The 16,408-nt window shown below is 66.3% G+C and carries 15 protein-coding genes; 6 read left to right on the top strand and 9 right to left on the bottom strand.

The window, feature by feature from the left end; genetic code table 11:
* From VIK36_RS21320 to VIK36_RS21310, 3 genes are read left to right on the top strand one after another with little or no spacing between them, the layout of a single operon-like run.
* Positions 1–882, top strand: a complete 882-nt coding sequence (locus VIK36_RS21320; protein WP_324643566.1) for a branched-chain amino acid ABC transporter permease — start codon at positions 1–3, stop codon at positions 880–882.
* Positions 882–2,018: a branched-chain amino acid ABC transporter permease gene (locus VIK36_RS21315; RefSeq protein WP_324643565.1), complete on the top strand. Its 1,137-nt coding sequence runs from the start codon at positions 882–884 to the stop codon at positions 2,016–2,018. Before VIK36_RS21320 ends, VIK36_RS21315 begins: the two co-directional genes overlap by 1 nt.
* Before the next feature lie 2 nt (positions 2,019–2,020).
* Positions 2,021–3,271, top strand: coding sequence for an ABC transporter substrate-binding protein (locus tag VIK36_RS21310; RefSeq protein WP_255173759.1), 1,251 nt, complete (start codon positions 2,021–2,023; stop codon positions 3,269–3,271).
* Here VIK36_RS21310 and VIK36_RS21305 read toward each other — a convergent pair whose 3' ends face one another.
* From VIK36_RS21305 to VIK36_RS21275, 7 genes are all read right to left on the bottom strand, one after another.
* Positions 3,272–3,892: a helix-turn-helix transcriptional regulator gene (locus VIK36_RS21305; RefSeq protein WP_324643564.1), complete on the bottom strand. Its 621-nt coding sequence runs from the start codon at positions 3,890–3,892 to the stop codon at positions 3,272–3,274.
* Positions 3,893–3,961: 69 nt separating this feature from the next.
* Entirely contained in the window at positions 3,962–5,374 is a 1,413-nt protein-coding gene (ligM, locus tag VIK36_RS21300) for a vanillate/3-O-methylgallate O-demethylase (protein ID WP_324643563.1), read from the bottom strand.
* A 38-nt stretch (positions 5,375–5,412) separates the two neighbouring features.
* Positions 5,413–6,285 carry a formyltetrahydrofolate deformylase gene (gene purU / locus VIK36_RS21295; protein WP_324643562.1) on the bottom strand — a complete coding sequence of 291 codons (873 nt, stop codon included), beginning with the start codon at positions 6,283–6,285 and terminating at the stop codon, positions 5,413–5,415.
* 11 nt (positions 6,286–6,296) lie between these two features.
* Positions 6,297–7,193, bottom strand: a complete 897-nt coding sequence (locus tag VIK36_RS21290; RefSeq protein WP_255173755.1) for a methylenetetrahydrofolate reductase — start codon at positions 7,191–7,193, stop codon at positions 6,297–6,299.
* 120 nt (positions 7,194–7,313) lie between these two features.
* The gene (locus VIK36_RS21285; protein WP_324643560.1) at positions 7,314–8,804 is read right to left on the bottom strand and encodes an aldehyde dehydrogenase family protein; all 1,491 of its coding nucleotides are present in this window, start codon (positions 8,802–8,804) and stop codon (positions 7,314–7,316) included.
* Positions 8,805–8,850: 46 nt separating this feature from the next.
* The gene (locus VIK36_RS21280; protein ID WP_324643559.1) at positions 8,851–9,816 is read right to left on the bottom strand and encodes a VOC family protein; all 966 of its coding nucleotides are present in this window, start codon (positions 9,814–9,816) and stop codon (positions 8,851–8,853) included.
* Positions 9,817–9,852: 36 nt separating this feature from the next.
* Positions 9,853–10,950 carry a 4-oxalomesaconate tautomerase gene (locus tag VIK36_RS21275; RefSeq protein WP_324643558.1) on the bottom strand — a complete coding sequence of 366 codons (1,098 nt, stop codon included), beginning with the start codon at positions 10,948–10,950 and terminating at the stop codon, positions 9,853–9,855.
* A gap of 206 nt (positions 10,951–11,156) precedes the next feature.
* Between VIK36_RS21275 and VIK36_RS21270 the strand changes: the two genes are divergently transcribed.
* The 3 genes from VIK36_RS21270 to VIK36_RS21260 are packed head-to-tail and all read left to right on the top strand — an operon-like array spanning position 11,157 to position 14,762.
* Positions 11,157–12,506 carry an aminomethyl transferase family protein gene (locus VIK36_RS21270; protein WP_324643556.1) on the top strand — a complete coding sequence of 450 codons (1,350 nt, stop codon included), beginning with the start codon at positions 11,157–11,159 and terminating at the stop codon, positions 12,504–12,506.
* A gap of 17 nt (positions 12,507–12,523) precedes the next feature.
* Positions 12,524–13,936: a vanillate/3-O-methylgallate O-demethylase gene (ligM, locus tag VIK36_RS21265; protein WP_324643554.1), complete on the top strand. Its 1,413-nt coding sequence runs from the start codon at positions 12,524–12,526 to the stop codon at positions 13,934–13,936.
* On the top strand, positions 13,926–14,762 hold the full coding sequence (locus tag VIK36_RS21260; RefSeq protein WP_324643553.1) for an NAD(P)-dependent oxidoreductase: 837 nt from the start codon (positions 13,926–13,928) through the stop codon (positions 14,760–14,762). The genes ligM (VIK36_RS21265) and VIK36_RS21260 overlap by 11 nt, the downstream gene beginning before the upstream one ends.
* Positions 14,763–14,791: 29 nt before the next feature.
* Here the strand turns inward: VIK36_RS21260 and VIK36_RS21255 are convergent, their stop codons facing one another.
* A complete protein-coding gene (locus tag VIK36_RS21255; protein ID WP_141158887.1) occupies positions 14,792–15,028 on the bottom strand; it encodes a hypothetical protein in 237 nt (78 codons plus the stop codon).
* A 124-nt stretch (positions 15,029–15,152) separates the two neighbouring features.
* Complete coding sequence (locus VIK36_RS21250) at positions 15,153–16,379, bottom strand: pyridoxal phosphate-dependent aminotransferase (RefSeq protein ID WP_255173748.1); 1,227 nt, start codon at positions 16,377–16,379, stop codon at positions 15,153–15,155.
* Positions 16,380–16,408: the final 29 nt, after the last annotated feature.

Below are 16,408 nucleotides of genomic sequence, written 5' to 3'. Positions count from 1 at the left end.
ATGGGAACCTTCATCCAACTCGTCGTTGACGGCCTCGCCACCGGCTCCATCTACGCCGCCCTGGCCCTGGCAATCGTGCTGGTGAACCAGGCCACCGGCCTGATCAACTTCGCGCAGGGCGGCATGGCGGTACTGTCCGCCTACATCGCCTACGTGTTCGTGGAACTCGGCCTGCCGCTCATCCTGGCCATCATCCTTGCCATTGTCCTGTCCTTCCTCTTCGGCGCACTGGTGGAACGGTTCCTGATCCGGCGGTTTGAACGGGGGGATCCGGACACCGCAGTGGTGGTGACCATCGGCCTGCTCACCCTGGTCACCGGCATCTGCGCAGTCCTTTGGGGCTACAACAACCTGGGGTTCCCGTCGCTCTTCCCGCTGACCAGCGTTGAAATGCTCGGGGCGGTGGTCAGCGTCAGGTCCCTTGCCACCGCCGTGACCATCGTGGTGATCATGGTGGTCCTGCAGCTGCTCTTCCTGCGCACCAAGCTGGGACTGGCCCTGCGCGCCGTTGCCGACAACCCGGCGTCGGCCGCTTTTTCCGGCCTGCCGGTGGGCCGCCTGCTCATGGTGGGATGGGGACTTGCGGCCACCCTGGGGGCGATCGCCGGCGTCCTCGTGGCTCCCCAGCTGACCCTCACGCCCGGCATGCTGGACACGGCCCTGGTCTATGCGCTCGCCGCCGTGATCCTCGGCGGCCTGACCAGCCCCGTCGGCTGCGTGGTAGCGGCGTCCGCGATCGGTGTCCTGGAAAACCTGGTGGCCGTGTACATTCCCCTCATCGGCCACGACCTCAAGATCGCCGTGCCCTTCGCGCTGATCTTCGTCATCCTCATCGTTCGTCCCCAGGGCCTGTTCGGCAGAAAGGTCGTGGTGAGGGTCTGATGAGTGCCGTTGCCGCCACTGCCCGCAGGCCATGGGTCCGGATAGTCCTCGCCGCCGTCGTGGCCATAGTGCTGCTCGTGGCCCCACTGGCCCTGCCGGCCTTTGCGAACCAAACGCTGGTCCGCATCGGTGTCTATGCCGTGGCGGTGCTCGGGCTGAATATCGTCATGGGCTACACAGGCCAGGTCAACCTCGGGCAGATCTTCTTCGTGGGGCTGGGCGCCTATGTCACCGCGTACGGCGTCAACCATGGCTGGAACATCCTGCTGGTGTTCGCCGCCGCCTGCGCCGTTGCCGGCGTGGTGGGACTGCTGGTGGCCCTTGCCGCCGCCCGCCTGGGCGGCCTTGCCATCGCGATGGTCACCATCGCCCTCCCGATCGTCGGGGTGCCACTGGCCAAGCGCCTCTCCGAATTTACCGGCGGCTCGCAGGGGATCTCCGCGCGGTTCACGGACGCCCCGGACTGGTCCGGCCTGGACAACGACCAATGGCAGTTCTACATCGTCCTGGCGGTGGCGGCCGCGGCTTTCCTGCTGGCGCGGAGCCTGGTCCGGGGCAAGTACGGGCGGGCATTCGCGGCCGTCCGGGAAAACGAGGCTGTTGCGGCCTCCATGGGCATTTCGCCCTACCGGACCAAGGTCCTCGCCTTCACCATCGCCTCCATCTTCGGCGGTGCCAGCGGCTTCCTGTACCTCGCAGCCGTGCAGTACACCTCGCCGGAGACCCTGAGTTTCGGCCATTCCATCAGCCTCGTGGCCGCCATGGTCATCGGCGGCGCCGGGAGCATCGCGGGTTCGCTCCTGGGCGGCGCCTACTACGTCTTCGTTCCGCAACTCACCAACGCCATAGATCCCAACCTCACCACCATCAGCCAGGGTGCCATCCTCCTCGCGGTGCTGTTCCTGTTGCCCGGCGGCCTGGTCAGCATCCCCAGGGTGGTCCGCAGGCTGGCCCGCCGGACCGGCGCCGCTGGTGGCCGCTTCGCCGCCCGCTCCACCGGCGCCCACTCCACCGCTGCCGGCTCCCCGGCGGCACCTGCAGCGGATACCTCCCAGCAGACCGCTCCAGCCCACCGTCCGGTACCGGACAGTGCGCTGGAGGGACATGAACAAACAGAGAGGCAAGATGGACCATGAAGATGAGAAAGAAGCCCGGCGGGGTACTTGGCATCGTTGCCGTGACGGCCGCCGTCGCGCTCTCCCTGTCCGGATGCAGGGGTGACAGCGGCGGCCAGGGCGGCGGTTCGGCATCCTCTCCGGGGATCACGGACTCGGCGATCACGCTTGGGATCACCACGCCGCTCAGCGGCGCCACCGCCGGACCGGGCAAGTGCACGGTTGCCGGGGTCTCGGCGTACTTCGGGGCCGCGAACGCCGCGGGCGGTGTGAAGTTTGGTGACGGCAAGACGCGCACCGTGAACATCAAGTCCTATGACGACGCCTACGACCCGCAAAAGTCCCTGGCTAACTTCCAGCAGATGGTGTCCGACAATGTGTTTGCCGCCACCGCCGGCCTGGGGACGCCCACCAACCGGGCATTCCGCGACGCTGCCATCAGCCAGAAGGTCCCGCAGGTGCTGGTGATGACCGGTGACCCACTGTTCAGCGACCGGAAGCAGAGCCCCTGGCAACTGGGCTTCGTGCCCGTCTACCAGAATGAGGGTGCCGCGTTCGGAAAGCTCCTGGCGAAGTCGGGTGCGCAGCACAAGGTGGCCATCCTTTCGCAGAACGATGACTACGGCAAGGGCTACGTCTCGGGCTTCAAGGAGGCCATCCAGGGGGCGTCCAACATTTCGGTGGTGGGGGAGCAGACCTATGAGGCCACCGACACGTCCGTGGATGCCCAGCTCACCCAGCTGGCCTCCTCGGGGGCTGACGTCTTCTTCAACGCCATGTCCATCACGCCGCTCACCATCGCGGCACTGCAAAAGGCGCAGCAGATCGGCTGGAAGCCCAGCTGGTTCCTGCCCTCCAACACGTCCAGCCCCACGGCGATCCTCGAACCGGGCGGCGCCTCCGCCTACCCCGGAATCTACTCGGTGTCCTTTGCCAAGGCACCGCAGAGCCCGGCGTTCGCCAAGGACCCCGACGTCGTCAAATTCCTCGACGAACTGAAGAAGTACGGGAATTACCCGGACATGCCGGCCTTCCCGCACTGCATGTGGAGCTACATGGTGGGGGCCACCCTTGAGAAGGCGTTCCAGAACATGAAGGAGCCCACGCGGGACAGCTTCATGACGGCGCTGCGGGACATCAAGGACCTGAAGGCGCCACTGATGCTGGAGGGTACGTCGGTCAACACCACGGTGGATGGCCAGCCGGCGGTGTCCTCGGTGGTGGTGCAGAAGTACAACGGCAAGGGCTATGCAACTGCCGAGAACTTTGGCTGATCAGCTCCGGGCGGCGCTTGGCACCGGCCTGGCGCCGCCCGGGGATTCCAGGCTGTCCACCAGTTCCAGCCCGCGCCGGGCCCACGCGATCTCCGCGTGGGCCCGGTCCACCAGGCCCTCATAGGTGAACCGCTTGAACGCAATGGTCCGTTCGCGGTCAGCCGGATCGGTCACGGCCAGGCGGCGCACCAGCATCGGGTTGTCCACCTGGGCGATGCGCTGGAGCTCACCCTCCCATTGGGCGAGCTCGGCCTCCCATTGCTCCTGGTGCCGGCGGAAAAACTCCCTGGCCGTCTCCGGGGATGCCGCCTCAAGGTAGGCGGCACGCAGGTGGGCGGGATCGCGGACCCGCGCGTACTCCAACGGGGTCTGCATCCACTCGAGGAAGGCCTGGTTCCCCGCGTCCGTGACATGGTAGACCCGGCGGGTGGCGCGCTGGCCCCTGGGCTGCTCCTCACCCTCGATGAGGTTCTCCGCTTCCATCTTGCGCAGCTCAGGGTAGATCTGGGAATCGGGGGCATGCCACACGTGCCCCACCGACATGGAGAACTGCTTCTGCAGTTCATAGCCAGACAGCGGGCCCACACGCAGCAGCGCAAGCAGCGCGTACCGAAGGCTCATGCGGTACTCCTCCAAGGGCTCAAGGAAGGTGCGGGGGCGCCCGCGCCCCCGCACTCCGGGGTCCCCAGCCTAGGCCGACTGGTAGTTCGTCCGCCACCCGCCGTGATACGTGGCGCGCGCCACGGTGGAGTAGGGCACGGGGCTGACCACGGCCCGCACTTCAGTCTGCACATGGGGTTCGACGGCGGCCTTGGCGGTTCCGCCGTTGGGCTCACCCCACACGACCTTCAGTTCCGTGCCTTCCGGTACGTTGGGATCGATGGTGGCCAGCGACAGGGCCCGGCGTTCATTGGCGCTGTAGCCGGTGAACATCGAGTAGCCCACCACGGTTCCGTCGGCGTCCACCACCGAGTCATAGTTGGCCGAGCCGTAGTTTGCCAGGGGCAGGTCAAAGAACTTGTAGCTTGGTCCGTCCACGTTGAACAGCGACGCGAAAATGGAGGTGACATCCTCCGCGTCCCAGGCCAGGGTGACCTTCTTGCGCTGCGAGGCGGGGTCGATCTTCTGGAGTGCGTCGCGGCCGATGAAGTCGTGGTCGAACTTGACGAACGAGCCGTAGCCCAGCTCCCACGGGGTCAGGTAGTAGTCCTCGATGTTCCCGGACACGAACGAGCCCGCCAGGGTTCCGGTGGCTTCGTAGCCGTCAGCGGGCAGCCATTCGCGGTAGCCGCGCTCCGCTTCGCCGGTGTAGATGGCCGGCAGCGGCGACGGGATCCAGCCGGACTCGAGGGTGTTGGACGGGTACGCCCGGGAGCCCACGGGCACCAGCCCGAACTCGGCGCCGGCCTCCACGATGGCGTCGCGGATGCGGTCGTGGTCCGCGTACGGGCCCCACACTTCCAGGCCCGGTGCGCCGGCCATCCCGTGCCGCAGGGTGCGGACGGTGGTCCCGGCGATGGCCATGGTGGACATGTTGAAGAACTTGAGCTGCTCCAGTGCGCCGCCGTTGAGCTTCTCAATGACCTGCCAGGCGTTGGGTCCCTGGATCTGGAAGCGGTAGTACTGGCGGGTCACGGGGTGGCCGTACGGCCGTGACGGTGAGCGCCGGTCCACGGTGATGTCCAGGTCCCGGTAGCCGCCAGTCTCGCCGTGGTAGAGCAGCCAGTTGGCTGCCGGGGACCGGCCGACGTACACGTATTCGTCCTCCGCCTCGTGGAAGAGGATGCCGTCTCCGATGACGTGTCCGGACTCGGTGGTGGGCACGTATTGCTTGGCTTTGTTCACCGGGAAGGCGGCGGTGGAGTTGATGGCGGTGGCGGTGATCAGCTTGATCGCGTCCGGGCCCTTCAGGAACAGGTTGTCCATGTGGTGGGACTGGTCGTAGAGGACGGCCGTCTGCCGCCAGGCGGTTTGCTCCTTGATCCAGTTCTGGAAGTCGGCCGGGACCACCGGGTAGATGTAGGAGCCGATCTGGGAGTTGCGGAGGAGGTCAACCGCCCCTTTCGACGCGTCGAGGACTTCCTGCAGGTTTTTCGGTGCCACGTTGAACCTCTTGTTCTGTATCGGATTGTTGGTGGGTATCAGAAGACGATGGTCTGGTTGCCGTGCCGGATGACCCGGTCCTCGGCATGCCACTGGACGGCGCGGGAGAGCACCGCGCGTTCCACGTAGGCGCCGCGCGCCTGGAGGTCCAGGGCGGAGTGCGCGTGCGTTACGCGGGCCACGTCCTGTTCGATGATGGGCCCTTCGTCCAGGTCCTTGGTCACGTAGTGCGAGGTGGCGCCGATCAGTTTGACGCCCCGCTCCTTGGCCTTGCGGTAGGGCGCGGCGCCCACGAACGCAGGCAGGAAGGAGTGGTGGATATTGATCAGCGGCACGGAAACCGCGTCCAGGAATCCGGGGGACAGGATCTGCATGTACCGGGCCAGCACCACGAAGTCCACGTTGCCCTCCAGCAGCTTCAGGACCTGGGCCTCCGCTGCTGCCTTGTCCGGCCCTGCGGAGGGGACGTGGAAGAACGGGACGCCAAAGGCCCGCACGTCCTCGGCCGTGTTCGTGTGGTTGGAGATCACCATGGGAATGGTCACGGGCAGTTCACCCCTCCGGTGCCGCCAGAGCAGTTCCAGCAGGCAGTGGTCGGAGGTGGATACCAGGATGGCCATGCGCTTGGGGATGGAGCGGTCGGTCAGGGTCCAGGAGAGCCCCAGCGGGGTGAGGGTCCTGGCGAGGTCGGCCTCGATTTCAGGCATCGCGGCGGCCAGGTCCGGCCGGTTGAAGACGACCCGCTGGAAGAAGTCACCCGATGAAGGATCACTGGAGTACTGGTCCAGGGAGACGATGTTTCCCCTGTTGCGGGTCACCAGGGCGGCCACCGCAGCCACGATGCCCGGCTGGTCCGGCCCGTCAACGATCAGGCAGGACTGGTCCTTGCGGGATTCGGTGTGCAGGACCATCGCGTGCCGTCCTAGCCCTCTTCCGCGGTGAAGTGCCGGACCCAGTTGGCCGTGGCCAGCAGGCCGCCAAACGTGTAGAAGTGCAGGCCAACCTGCCCCGGGAGGTGTTGGTGGGGGCCGGGCGCGCGGTCGGCAAGGACGGCGGCCAGATCGTTCACGAAGCGGTCCGGTCCGGCGTCGCCCATGAGGTTGGTCAGCGAGAAGCCGTATTTCTTGACGATCATCGCGTTGGCGCCCACCCCAAAACGGCGCGCAAAGCCGAGGAGCCGTTTTACTCCCGCCGGGCCGGGGGTTCCCACGCGGATTGGTGCCTGGATTCCCCTGGCCCGGACCTCGGCGATCCACGCAGCCACCGGTTCGGTGTCGAAAGCGAACTGCGTGATGATGGAGGCGCCAAGGTCCTGCGCGGCGAGGGCTGCGGTCTTGTCCTCCAGCGCCCGCCAGAGGTCCTCCTTGCGGATATCGGGATGGCCCTCCGGATATCCGCCGATTCCGACCTCCCGGACCCCGAACTGCTGCAGGAGGCCGGTGTTGACCAGCGCCAGGGAGTCTTCGTAGGGGCCCTCCGGTTCCGCGGGGTCGCCGCCCACCACGAAAAGGTGCTCGGCGGCGCCCGCTTCCGCCAGGCGCTGGAGGAACTTTTCGAGGTCGCCCTTCGATGCCAGCCTGCGCGCCGAGACGTGCGGCACGGGGATGAATCCCAGGTCCCGGGCGGCCTTGGCCGCGGCCACCCGCATCTCCAGGTCCTCGTTGCCGAGGAAGGTGACGTTGATGCGGGTGCCCGGCGGAATGCTGTCTTTTGCTTCGATGAGGGCGGGAATGTCCTTGCCGGTCATCTCCAGCGAGAAGTTCTTGATGAGTTCCAGGGATGCTGCCCGGTTTTGGGCGGGCATGATTCGAGTCGCCATCAGGTCATCCTTTCGGCGGGTGCAGCGGTGCACCCACCTCCAAGATTACCTATGCACATAGGTAATGTCGATAGCTAATGACGGAATCCAGGACCTTCCGGCCCATCGTCCATCCCGGGCCTACCCTTCTGCTGCCTCCGGTTCCAGATGGGCGATGGCGCGGGTGTCCTGGAAGGCCCGGACCCCTTCAATGCCCTGTTCCCTGCCCATGCCGGACTGCTTCATTCCGCCGAATGGCGCGCGCAGGTCCAGCCGGGTTGCACCGTGGTCGTTAACCCAGACGTAGCCGCAGACCAGGCGTCCGCCCACGCGGTCGGCCGCTGCCGGATCGGCGGTCCACACAGAGCCGCACAGCCCCGCCCAGCTCGCGTTCGCCGCCTCCACCGCCTCGTCCTCCGTGTCGAAAGGGATCAGGGGGATGACGGGCCCGAACTGTTCCAGGGTGACCACCCGCAGGGAAGGGTCCGGATCGATCACCAGTGCCGGACGCAGGAAGTTCCCGCCCTGCAGTTCATGGTCCGAGGGAAGGGTTCCGAACTCCCTGACATCGGCACCGGCTTCCTTGGCCTCCTCGATGAGCTCAGCCACGAAGGCCTTCTGCACGGGGGAGTGCAGCGGACCCATGGTGGTCCCGTCGTCGAGCCCGTAGCCTATGACCGCCTTTTCAAGCCGCTGCGAGAGCCCCGCCACCACCTCGTCCAGGCGCGAACGGTGCACGTAAACCCGCTTCGCGTTCATGCAGATCTGGCCGGTGGTATCGAAGATCGCGGCGTAGAGCCGGTCCAGGTGGGTGTCATCGAGGACCGCGTCCGCGAGGATGACGGCGGCGTCGTTTCCGCCGAGTTCAAGCGTTACCCGGGTGAGTGACTTCGCAGCCATTTCCATGATGCGCTTGCCGCCGCCCACGCTGCCCGTGAAGCAGACCTTGGCGATGTCCGGGCTGGTGATGAGCGCAGCCATGTCCGCGTCCTTGCCGGTCACCACGTTCAGCACCCCTGGCGGCAGTTTTTCGGCAATCCGCTGGACCACGCGCGTCGTTGCCAGCGGCGCGGTGGGTGGCGGCTTAACGATTGCCGTGTTCCCTGCCAGCAGTGCGTGCGGCAGCGAGGCCGCGAGGATGGCAATGGGCCAGTTGAACGGCACGATGACCGTCACCACGCCCAGGGGCTGGAAAGTGACCGAGGTGGAGACGGGAATGCCGGGCGCGGGCGGCAGCACCTTGGCGGTGTCGACGTCGGGAGCCAGTTCCAGGGCGAGGTTCCACCTGATCTCGAACACCAGGGAGTCCACCCAGGCTTCCATGCGGATCTTGCCGTTTTCCTGCGAGAGGATGGCGGCGTCCTCATCACGGAAATCCGCGATGCCCTCCAGTGCCTGCCGCATCCGGTCTGCGCGCTCCTGCGCCCCCAGTGCAGCCCATCCGGGGTAGGCCGCCTTGGCCGCAGCAATGGCGTCCTGGACGTCGGCCGCGCCGGCCGCCGCGGCGTGGCCCACGATGGTGCCGGGCTTGCCCGGATCGGCAATGTCCATGGTGGCGGCGGCCTGCCGTTCTGAGCCTCCGGTGTAGAGGCCGGTGGTCACCGGGGCGGACGTGTCCACTGTGTTGGTCATGATGATGCACCTCTCTGTGCGGTACTGCGAGGATCCTTTAATTTTCTCACTGGCGGATGTTTGGCGTTCCGTGCGTATGGAACGTCTCGATGGTTTTCATGCCCCAGGCCTGCCCCTTTCTGCGCTCCTCCTGGCTCCACTCCACCACGGGCGAGTCCGGGTCCAGCAGCAGGCGGGCGCCGGCGTTGGCCAGTTCGATCCGGTTGCCGCCGGGCTCCCAGACGTAGAGGAAAAACGTCTGGTTGATGGCGTGCTTGTGCGGCCCGGACTCGATGTGGATCCCGTTTTCAAGGAAGATGTCCGCGGCCTTCAGGATGTCCTCGCGGGTATCCGGAGCGAAGGCCACGTGATGGAGCCGGTTGCCGTGCTTGAGCCAGTCGTCGGAGTACACGATGTCATAGGACTTGTTGTTGAAATGGAACCACCATGCGGCGTATCCGCCGTCGTCGAGCCGGATGCGTTCACTCTCCCGCCCGCACAGCGCGTGGGCCACGAACTCCCCGTTGGCCACCACATCCTTGGCCAGGAAATTGATGTGGTCCAGCCGGCGGGCGTTGACGCCCCGGCCGGGGAAGGCCGAGGCCTGGTTCTTCAGGGCGGGTTTGTCGTCCGTGGCCACGTACCGTTCGGTTGCGTAATAGATGCCCATGAGGTGCCCGTCGGGGTCCCGGAAGGAGTAGGTCGGCCCCGTTCCCACCTCACCGTCTTCCCAGCCGATGCCCAGGCCGGTGGCTTCGATGGCGGCGACCCGGCGCTCCAGCGCCTCCTGGCTGGTGGCCCGGAAGGTGGTACGCCCGACACCGGCATCGGATGAGGCGGTGAGCTTGAGGGTGTAGAGCTGGTATTCGTCCCAGGTCCGCAGGTAGGCGGACTTCGTGCCGGCGCTGCTGGTCTCCGCTACGACGCGCATGGCGAGCAGCTCGCGGAAGAACCACAGGCTTTCCTCGAAGACGGGGGTCAGCAGTTCCACGTTTCCCAGGTGGGCGACGTCGAACGAGGTATACCCGGTCATGAAGCTGTCCTCTCTAAAGGGGTCGTTGTGCAGTCGTCACAGGCGCGGGCGCGGGAAGACGCGTCCTTCGAAAATCTTCCGTGCTGTCCTGAGGGCAGTTGAGCGGGTCACGGTATAGCCGTCCGGGGTCTTCTCGATGGCCACCTCGACGTCAAAATGGCCGGTGGGGTGTTCCACCCGGAAGGGTTCCCCCGGTGAAGGAAGCGCGGCAAGGCCATGGCCCACCGACCCCTCCGTCAGGACACCCGCCGCCACGGTGAGTGCTCCGAGCACGCCGATGGAGGTGTGGACCCGGACGGGAAGGAAGCTGCGGGTGGTTATGGCGCCCCCGGCCCGCGGCGGTGCCAGCAGCACCAGCTTGGGTACGGTGGCACCGCTGACATCGCCCATGCCCATCAGGTCCGCCGCTGCGAGGCGGAGCCCGGCGAGCCGTTCTGCCAGGCCTTCGTCTGCCTCAAGGTCTGCAGGGGCTTCCTCGCCGGTGATGCCCAGGTCGGCAGCTCGCATCAAAACGCTGGGCATTCCGTTGTCAACGCAGGTAAGGTCCACGCCCCCCGCGTGGTCCAGAATCCTGCCCGTGGGGAACAGGGCGCCCGTCGATGATCCCGCCGTGCCCTCGAAGTTGAGCCGGATGGCCGCTGCCGTTCCCGGAACGCCGTCAATTGCCACTGCCTCACCTGCCGCCGGGCCGCCGTCGTAATCCACCACCCCGCCGGGCGTGGCAAACCGCGCGGTGGCCATGCTGCCGGTGTTCACCATCCGGATGCGCACCTCGGTGTGGCCATCCGTGGGCTGCACCAGGCCCCGCTCCACGGCGAAGGGTCCCACGGCGGCGAGGATGTTTCCGCAGTTCTGGCGGCCGGTGACCAGTGCCGTGTCGACGCCGACCTGGAGGAAGAGGTAGTCAACGTCCGCGCCGGCGTTCGGGGACGGGGCGATGACCGCAACCTTGCTGGTCAGCGGGTGTGCCCCGCCCAGCCCGTCCACCTGCCGTGGATCGGGAGAGCCCATGATCCTCAGCAGCAGGTCGTCGCGTTCCGCGGGATCCGCGGGCAGGTCGGAGGCGAGGAACAGGGCACCCTTGGAGGTCCCTCCCCGCATGAGGAGGCAGGGGATCCCCTTAGTTTCGGGCATTTCCACCCTCGCGTTCCACGGCGGGCATGGTGCCTGGACGGCCCATGGTCAGTCCTTTCCGGCGGACAGTGCCAGACAACCATGCTCTGGAACTCTGGTCAAGACATCCGATACAATTTTGTTAGCAATCGTGTTGGTACTGGATGTCCCGGGCTGCTTTCCACCGTGGACCGAACGACGGAGTTCGCAGTGACAGGGATTTCGCAGTGACGGAGACTTTGCAGGAAGCGCTGGACCGCGCGGCTTCCCCGGTCCAGCTTTTGCGCGATTCCCCCGCCAGCCCCCATGTTTTCCCCGTGCGGGCCGAGTTCAGCAACTGGCGCTCCGAGCAGATTTCCTGGCGCAGCACCTGTGCCCTCCTCGACCAGTCGCACCACATGACCGATCTCTTCCTGTCCGGGCCGGGAGCGGAGGGGCTGCTTCGCGGGCTCGCGGTGAATTCCTTCGCGAATTTCCCCGTGGACCGCGCCAAGCAGTTCATCGCGGTGACTCATTCCGGACAACTCATCGGCGACGCCATCCTGGCACACCTCGACGAACAGTCCTACAACCTCGTGGGGCACCCAATGGCCATCGACTGGGTGCAGTACCACGCCGAGTCCGGCGAACACGACGTGGACGTCTCCCGTGACGGGAACTCAATCGTCCGCGCCGGTGATCCCCGCCTGTTCCGCTTCGAGCTCCAGGGGCCCACCGCCCTGGCCATTGTCGAAAAGTTGACCGGTGCCCCGGTGCCGCAGCTTGGGTTCTTCCACATGGGGCGCTTTCCGATCGCCGGGCTGCAGGTCCGCGGGATCCGGCACGGCATGGCGGGACAACCGGGGTATGAGCTCTTCGGACCCTGGGCCGAGGGCGCCCGCGTCAGGGACGCGCTGCTGCAGGCGGGCGGCGAATTCGGCCTGACCCAGGTGGGGGCAAAGGGCTATTCGACGGCGAACCTTGAGTCCGGCTGGGTGCCCTCACCAGTGCCGGCGGTCTTCACGGACGAATGGTTGCGTGGCTACCGCGAATGGCTTCCGGCGTCAGCTGCCGGTTCACTCGGGGGAAGTTTCGATTCAGCGGACATCGAGGACTACTTCGTCACCCCGTACGAGCTCGGGTATGGCCGCTCGGTCGCGTTCGACCACGACTTCGTGGGGCGGGATGCGCTTGAAGCGCTCTCCCGGACCTCCTCCCGCCGCAAGGTGACGCTCGTCTGGAACCCCGACGACGTCCAGGACGTCATGGGTTCCATCCTGCGTCCCGGGATTCCCGCCAAGTACATTGATCTGCCCAAGGCCCGCTACGCCCTCTTCCAGGTGGACCGGGTCCTCCAGGACGGCAGGACGGTGGGCCAGTCCTTTGACTGCGGCTACATCGCCAACGAGCACTCCTTTGTTTCCCTGGCGGCCGTGGACAACCTTGAGGACGGTGCCGAGGTCACTGTGCTCTGGGGCGAAGAGCCCAACTCCGCCAAACTGCAGGTGGAACCCCACCGTCAGGTCCCCATCCGAGCCACCGTCGCCCCCGCTCCTTTCGTGCAATACGCACGCGAGAGCTACCGCGCCACCCACTGAACCGAAGGAGAAAGCCCATGGCCCCGAAATCCCTGCAGGACGTGCTTGATGCGGCGGGCAACACCGTCGAACTGCTGCGCAATTCCCAGCTCGGCACCTACATCTATCCGGTGGTTCCCGCCGAGTTCACCAACTGGCGGCGCGAGCAGCGCGCATGGCGTGAAACGGCGGTGCTCTATGACCAGTCCCACCATATGGTCAACTTCTTCGTGAAGGGCCCCGATGCCCTGAAGCTCTTCTCGGACACGGGCATCAACAGCTTTGCCAACTTCCCGGTGAACACCGCAAAGCAGTTCGTTCCCACGGCCTCCAACGGCGGAGTCATCGGCGACGGCATCCTGTTCCACCTGGAAGAGCAGGAGTTTGTCTACGTTGGCCGCGCGCCGGCCGCCAACTGGCTCCAGTTCCACGCCGAAACCGGCGGATACGACGTCGAATGCACCTACGATGACAGGTCTCCGTCGCGCCCCTACGGCCAGGCAGTCACCCGGAAGTATTACCGTTTCCAGATCCAGGGCCCCAGCGCCTGGCAGATCATCGAGAAGCTCAACGGCGGAACGCTTGAGCAGGTGAAGTTCTTCCACATGGGCCACCTGGCCATCGCCGGGGAACAGGTCCGCACGCTGCGCCACGGCATGGCGGGGGCCCCGGGGCTGGAAATCTGGGGACCCTACGAACAGCACGGAAAAATCCGGGATGCCGTGCTCGAGGCCGGGACTGAGTTCGGGCTGGAACCGTGCGGGTCGCGGGCCTACTCCTCGAACACGCTCGAATCGGGTTGGATCCCCTCGCCGCTGCCGGCAATCTACAGCAGCGATGCCGAGCGCGCCTACCGTGAATGGCTGCCGGCAACCAGCTATGAGGCGGTCAATGCGCTCGCCGGCTCTTTCGTCTCCGGCAACATTGAGGACTACTACCTGACCCCCTGGGAACTGGGCTACGGCTCCTTCGTAAAATTCGACCACGACTTCATCGGGCGGGACGCCCTCCAGAAGGTCGATCCTGCCGCACAGCGGAAAAAGGTAACCCTCGCCTGGAACGATGAGGACCTGGCCACCATCTGGGCCTCGTTCCTGGACCGCGACAAGCCCGGCTACCAGTTCTTCGACGTCCCCAACGCCAACTACGGATCGTCCAACTACGACTCCGTCATCGATGCCGACGGAACGGGAGTGGGGTTGTCGCTCTTCACCGGCGTGACGGCCAACGAACGCCGCGGCCTCTCGCTGGCCACGGTGGACCCCAACGTGGAGATCGGTACCGAGGTCCGTGTCGTCTGGGGTGAACCCGATGGCGGCTCCCGCAAGACCACCGTGGAACCGCATGAGCAGATCAGTGTCCGGGCGGTGGTCAGCCCGGCGCCCTACGCGGTCACCGCCCGGACCGAATACCACGGCGGCTGGCGGACCGCGGCCGCCGGTGCACGGTAGTCCGGCGGGAACGGCCGGCCGCTCTGTTGCCGTCCTGGGCCTGGGGGAAGCCGGGAGCATCTACGCTCAGGACCTGGCCGGCCGTGGATTGCGGGTCACGGGAACGGACCCTGCCGTCGACGCAGTCCCGCCCGGGGTGCTGCGGGCCCCTGGCATCAGTGAAGCGGTGGCGGGCGCCGGCCTGGTGATCAGCCTGGTGGGAGCCCGCGCGGCGGAATCCGTCCTTGACGAGGCGCTGGCCGCCATGGACCCGGCGGCCATCTTCGCGGACCTCAACACCGCCGGACCGGACCAAAAGCGGCAGCTCGCGGAACGGGCAGCCGGGAGCGGCGTCCTTTTCGCCGATGTCGCCGTCCTGGCGCCCGTTCCGCGGGGCCGGATCAATTCGCCCCTGCTGGTCAGCGGCACGGGGGCGGACGCGTTGGTGGCCCTCTTCACCGGATGGGGCATCCCGGCCAGCAACGCCGGGAGAGAAGCGGGTGCGGCGGCCGGCCGGAAGCTGCTCCGCAGCGTCTTCATGAAGGGGCTGGCCGCCACTGTCCTGGAGTCAGTCACGGCCGCCGAGGCGGCGGGGGCAAAAGACTGGGTCATCAGCCAGATTGCAGCGGAACTTGGCCCGTCAGGCGATGCGCTGGTGTCGCGGATGCTTGAGGGCACGCGGCTGCATGCCGTCCGCAGGGAGGCGGAGATGGTTGAGGTGCGGGCCTTCCTGGAGTCGCTCGGGACAGCCCATCCGGTAACGGACGCCAGCATCGAGTGGCTGCATTCGCTCGCACTCCGGCAGCAGGAGCTGGAGGAGGAACAGGCTGCGGACAGTCCTTCCTGACTACGCCCGCCACCGTCTTCCCAGACCTGCTATGCCACCCGCCAGACGCTGCACTCGTCCGTATTGATTGCTTTGCGCACGCCGCTGATGCGGTCCAGGATCCAGACCACACCGATGCCTGGCGCTGTTTCCTGAACGCTGCCGCGGCGGATCACCACGTCGTCGTAGGAGGGCCCCACCGACAGGCGGGCTTCGATTTCATCGCCGCGGTGGAGCTGATCCAGGGCGCGGACTCTTGTTACATGCGTGGTCGCTTTCTTCAACATCGCTGGGGCCTCCTGGCTGGAGCTGGTGCCGGCTCTTGCCTGCACTACCAAGTGTGGGCCTGGAATGTTGCGTACCGGTTTCCCCGCGGTTAGGGCCCGGTTAGTTCTTCGCGCCGCCGCGGTTTCAGGCTGCGGCCCCGCTCCGGTAGGCCGCCAGGAATGTGGAAATCCTCCGGACGGCTTCCTCGATGTCCAGCACCGAGGGAAGGATGACAAAGCGGAAGTGGTCCGGCGCGGGCCAGTTGAAGGCCGAACCGTGGGAGACCAGGATCTTTTGGTCCCGGAGCAGGTCCAGGACGAATTTCTCGTCGCTCTCGATCGGGTACAGCTCCGGGTCCAGGCGCGGGAACAGGTACATGGCGCCCGACGCCGGGACGCACGTGACGCCGGGAATGGCCGTGAGCAGTTTGTGGGCAAGGTCCCGCTGTTCGCGCAGCCGGCCGCCCGGCTTCACCAGCGCATCGATGCTTTGGTAGCCGCCGAGGCAGGTCTGGATGGCGTGCTGGGCGGGAACGTTGGCGCACAGGCGCAGCGACGCCAGCAGTTCCAATGCTTCACGGTAGGCGGCGGTGGCGGCCAGCGGGCCGGTAATGGCCACCCATCCGGCCCGGTAGCCCGGCATCCGGTAGGCCTTGGACAAGCCGCTGAAGGTCAGGCAGCACACGTCCTCCGCCACCGCAGCGGTGTGGATGTGCGTGGCGTCTTCATAGAGCACTTTCTCGTAGATCTCGTCGGAGAAAAGAACCAGGTTGTGCTTCCGGGCCAGGCCGGCGAACTGTTCCAGGATGTGCCGGGGGTAGACGGCCCCGGTGGGGTTGTTCGGGTTGATGATCACGATGCCCTTGGTGCGGTTGGTGATCTTCGCTTCCACGTCGGCCAGGTCCGGCCACCAGTTCTCCGCCTCGTCGCAGACGTAGTGGACGGGCTTGCCGCCGGTCAGGGTCACGGCGGCGGTCCACAGGGGGTAGTCAGGTGCCGGGACCAGGATTTCGTCGCCGTTCTCCATGAAGGCCTGCAGGCACATGGAGATCAGTTCGCTGACGCCGTTGCCGATGACGATGTCCTCGACCCCGATGTTCATCAGGCCTCGGGTCTGGTAGTACTGCGAGATGGCGGTCCGGGCCGTGAAGATGCCCTTTGAATCGCTGTAGCCCTGGGCGCCGCGAAGGTGGTGGATCATGTCCACCACCACAGACTCGGGTGCTTCCAGCCCGAAGGGTGCCGTGTCCCCGAGGTTCATCTTGAGGATCCGGTGCCCTTCGGCCTCCATGTTCTTGGCGGCCTCGAGGATCGGTCCGCGGAGTTCGTAGCGGACGTTCCGGAGTTTGCTGGAGTGTTGCATGGCGCGCATGGTTGATCTTTTCACAAAGCACGACGGCG

It is taken from the genome of Pseudarthrobacter sp. LT1 (assembly GCF_035621795.1).
Classification (GTDB): Bacteria; Actinomycetota; Actinomycetes; order Actinomycetales; family Micrococcaceae; genus Arthrobacter.
This window is presented reverse-complemented; position numbering and strand designations above follow the sequence as displayed.

Bases quoted from the DNA above. Each gene is read 5' to 3' on its own strand.
- VIK36_RS21320 (WP_324643566.1), top strand. From the start codon at position 1: ATGGGAACCTTCATCCAACTCGTCGTTGACGGCCTCGCCACCGGCTCC.
- VIK36_RS21315 (WP_324643565.1), top strand. From the start codon at position 882: ATGAGTGCCGTTGCCGCCACTGCCCGCAGGCCATGGGTCCGGATAGTC.
- VIK36_RS21310 (WP_255173759.1), top strand. From the start codon at position 2,021: ATGAGAAAGAAGCCCGGCGGGGTACTTGGCATCGTTGCCGTGACGGCC.
- VIK36_RS21305 (WP_324643564.1), bottom strand. From the start codon at position 3,892: ATGAGCCTTCGGTACGCGCTGCTTGCGCTGCTGCGTGTGGGCCCGCTG.
- purU (WP_324643562.1), bottom strand. From the start codon at position 6,285: ATGGTCCTGCACACCGAATCCCGCAAGGACCAGTCCTGCCTGATCGTT.
- VIK36_RS21290 (WP_255173755.1), bottom strand. From the start codon at position 7,193: ATGGCGACTCGAATCATGCCCGCCCAAAACCGGGCAGCATCCCTGGAA.
- VIK36_RS21285 (WP_324643560.1), bottom strand. From the start codon at position 8,804: ATGACCAACACAGTGGACACGTCCGCCCCGGTGACCACCGGCCTCTAC.
- VIK36_RS21280 (WP_324643559.1), bottom strand. From the start codon at position 9,816: ATGACCGGGTATACCTCGTTCGACGTCGCCCACCTGGGAAACGTGGAA.
- VIK36_RS21275 (WP_324643558.1), bottom strand. From the start codon at position 10,950: ATGCCCGAAACTAAGGGGATCCCCTGCCTCCTCATGCGGGGAGGGACC.
- ligM (WP_324643554.1), top strand. From the start codon at position 12,524: ATGGCCCCGAAATCCCTGCAGGACGTGCTTGATGCGGCGGGCAACACC.
- VIK36_RS21255 (WP_141158887.1), bottom strand. From the start codon at position 15,028: ATGTTGAAGAAAGCGACCACGCATGTAACAAGAGTCCGCGCCCTGGAT.
- VIK36_RS21250 (WP_255173748.1), bottom strand. From the start codon at position 16,379: ATGCGCGCCATGCAACACTCCAGCAAACTCCGGAACGTCCGCTACGAA.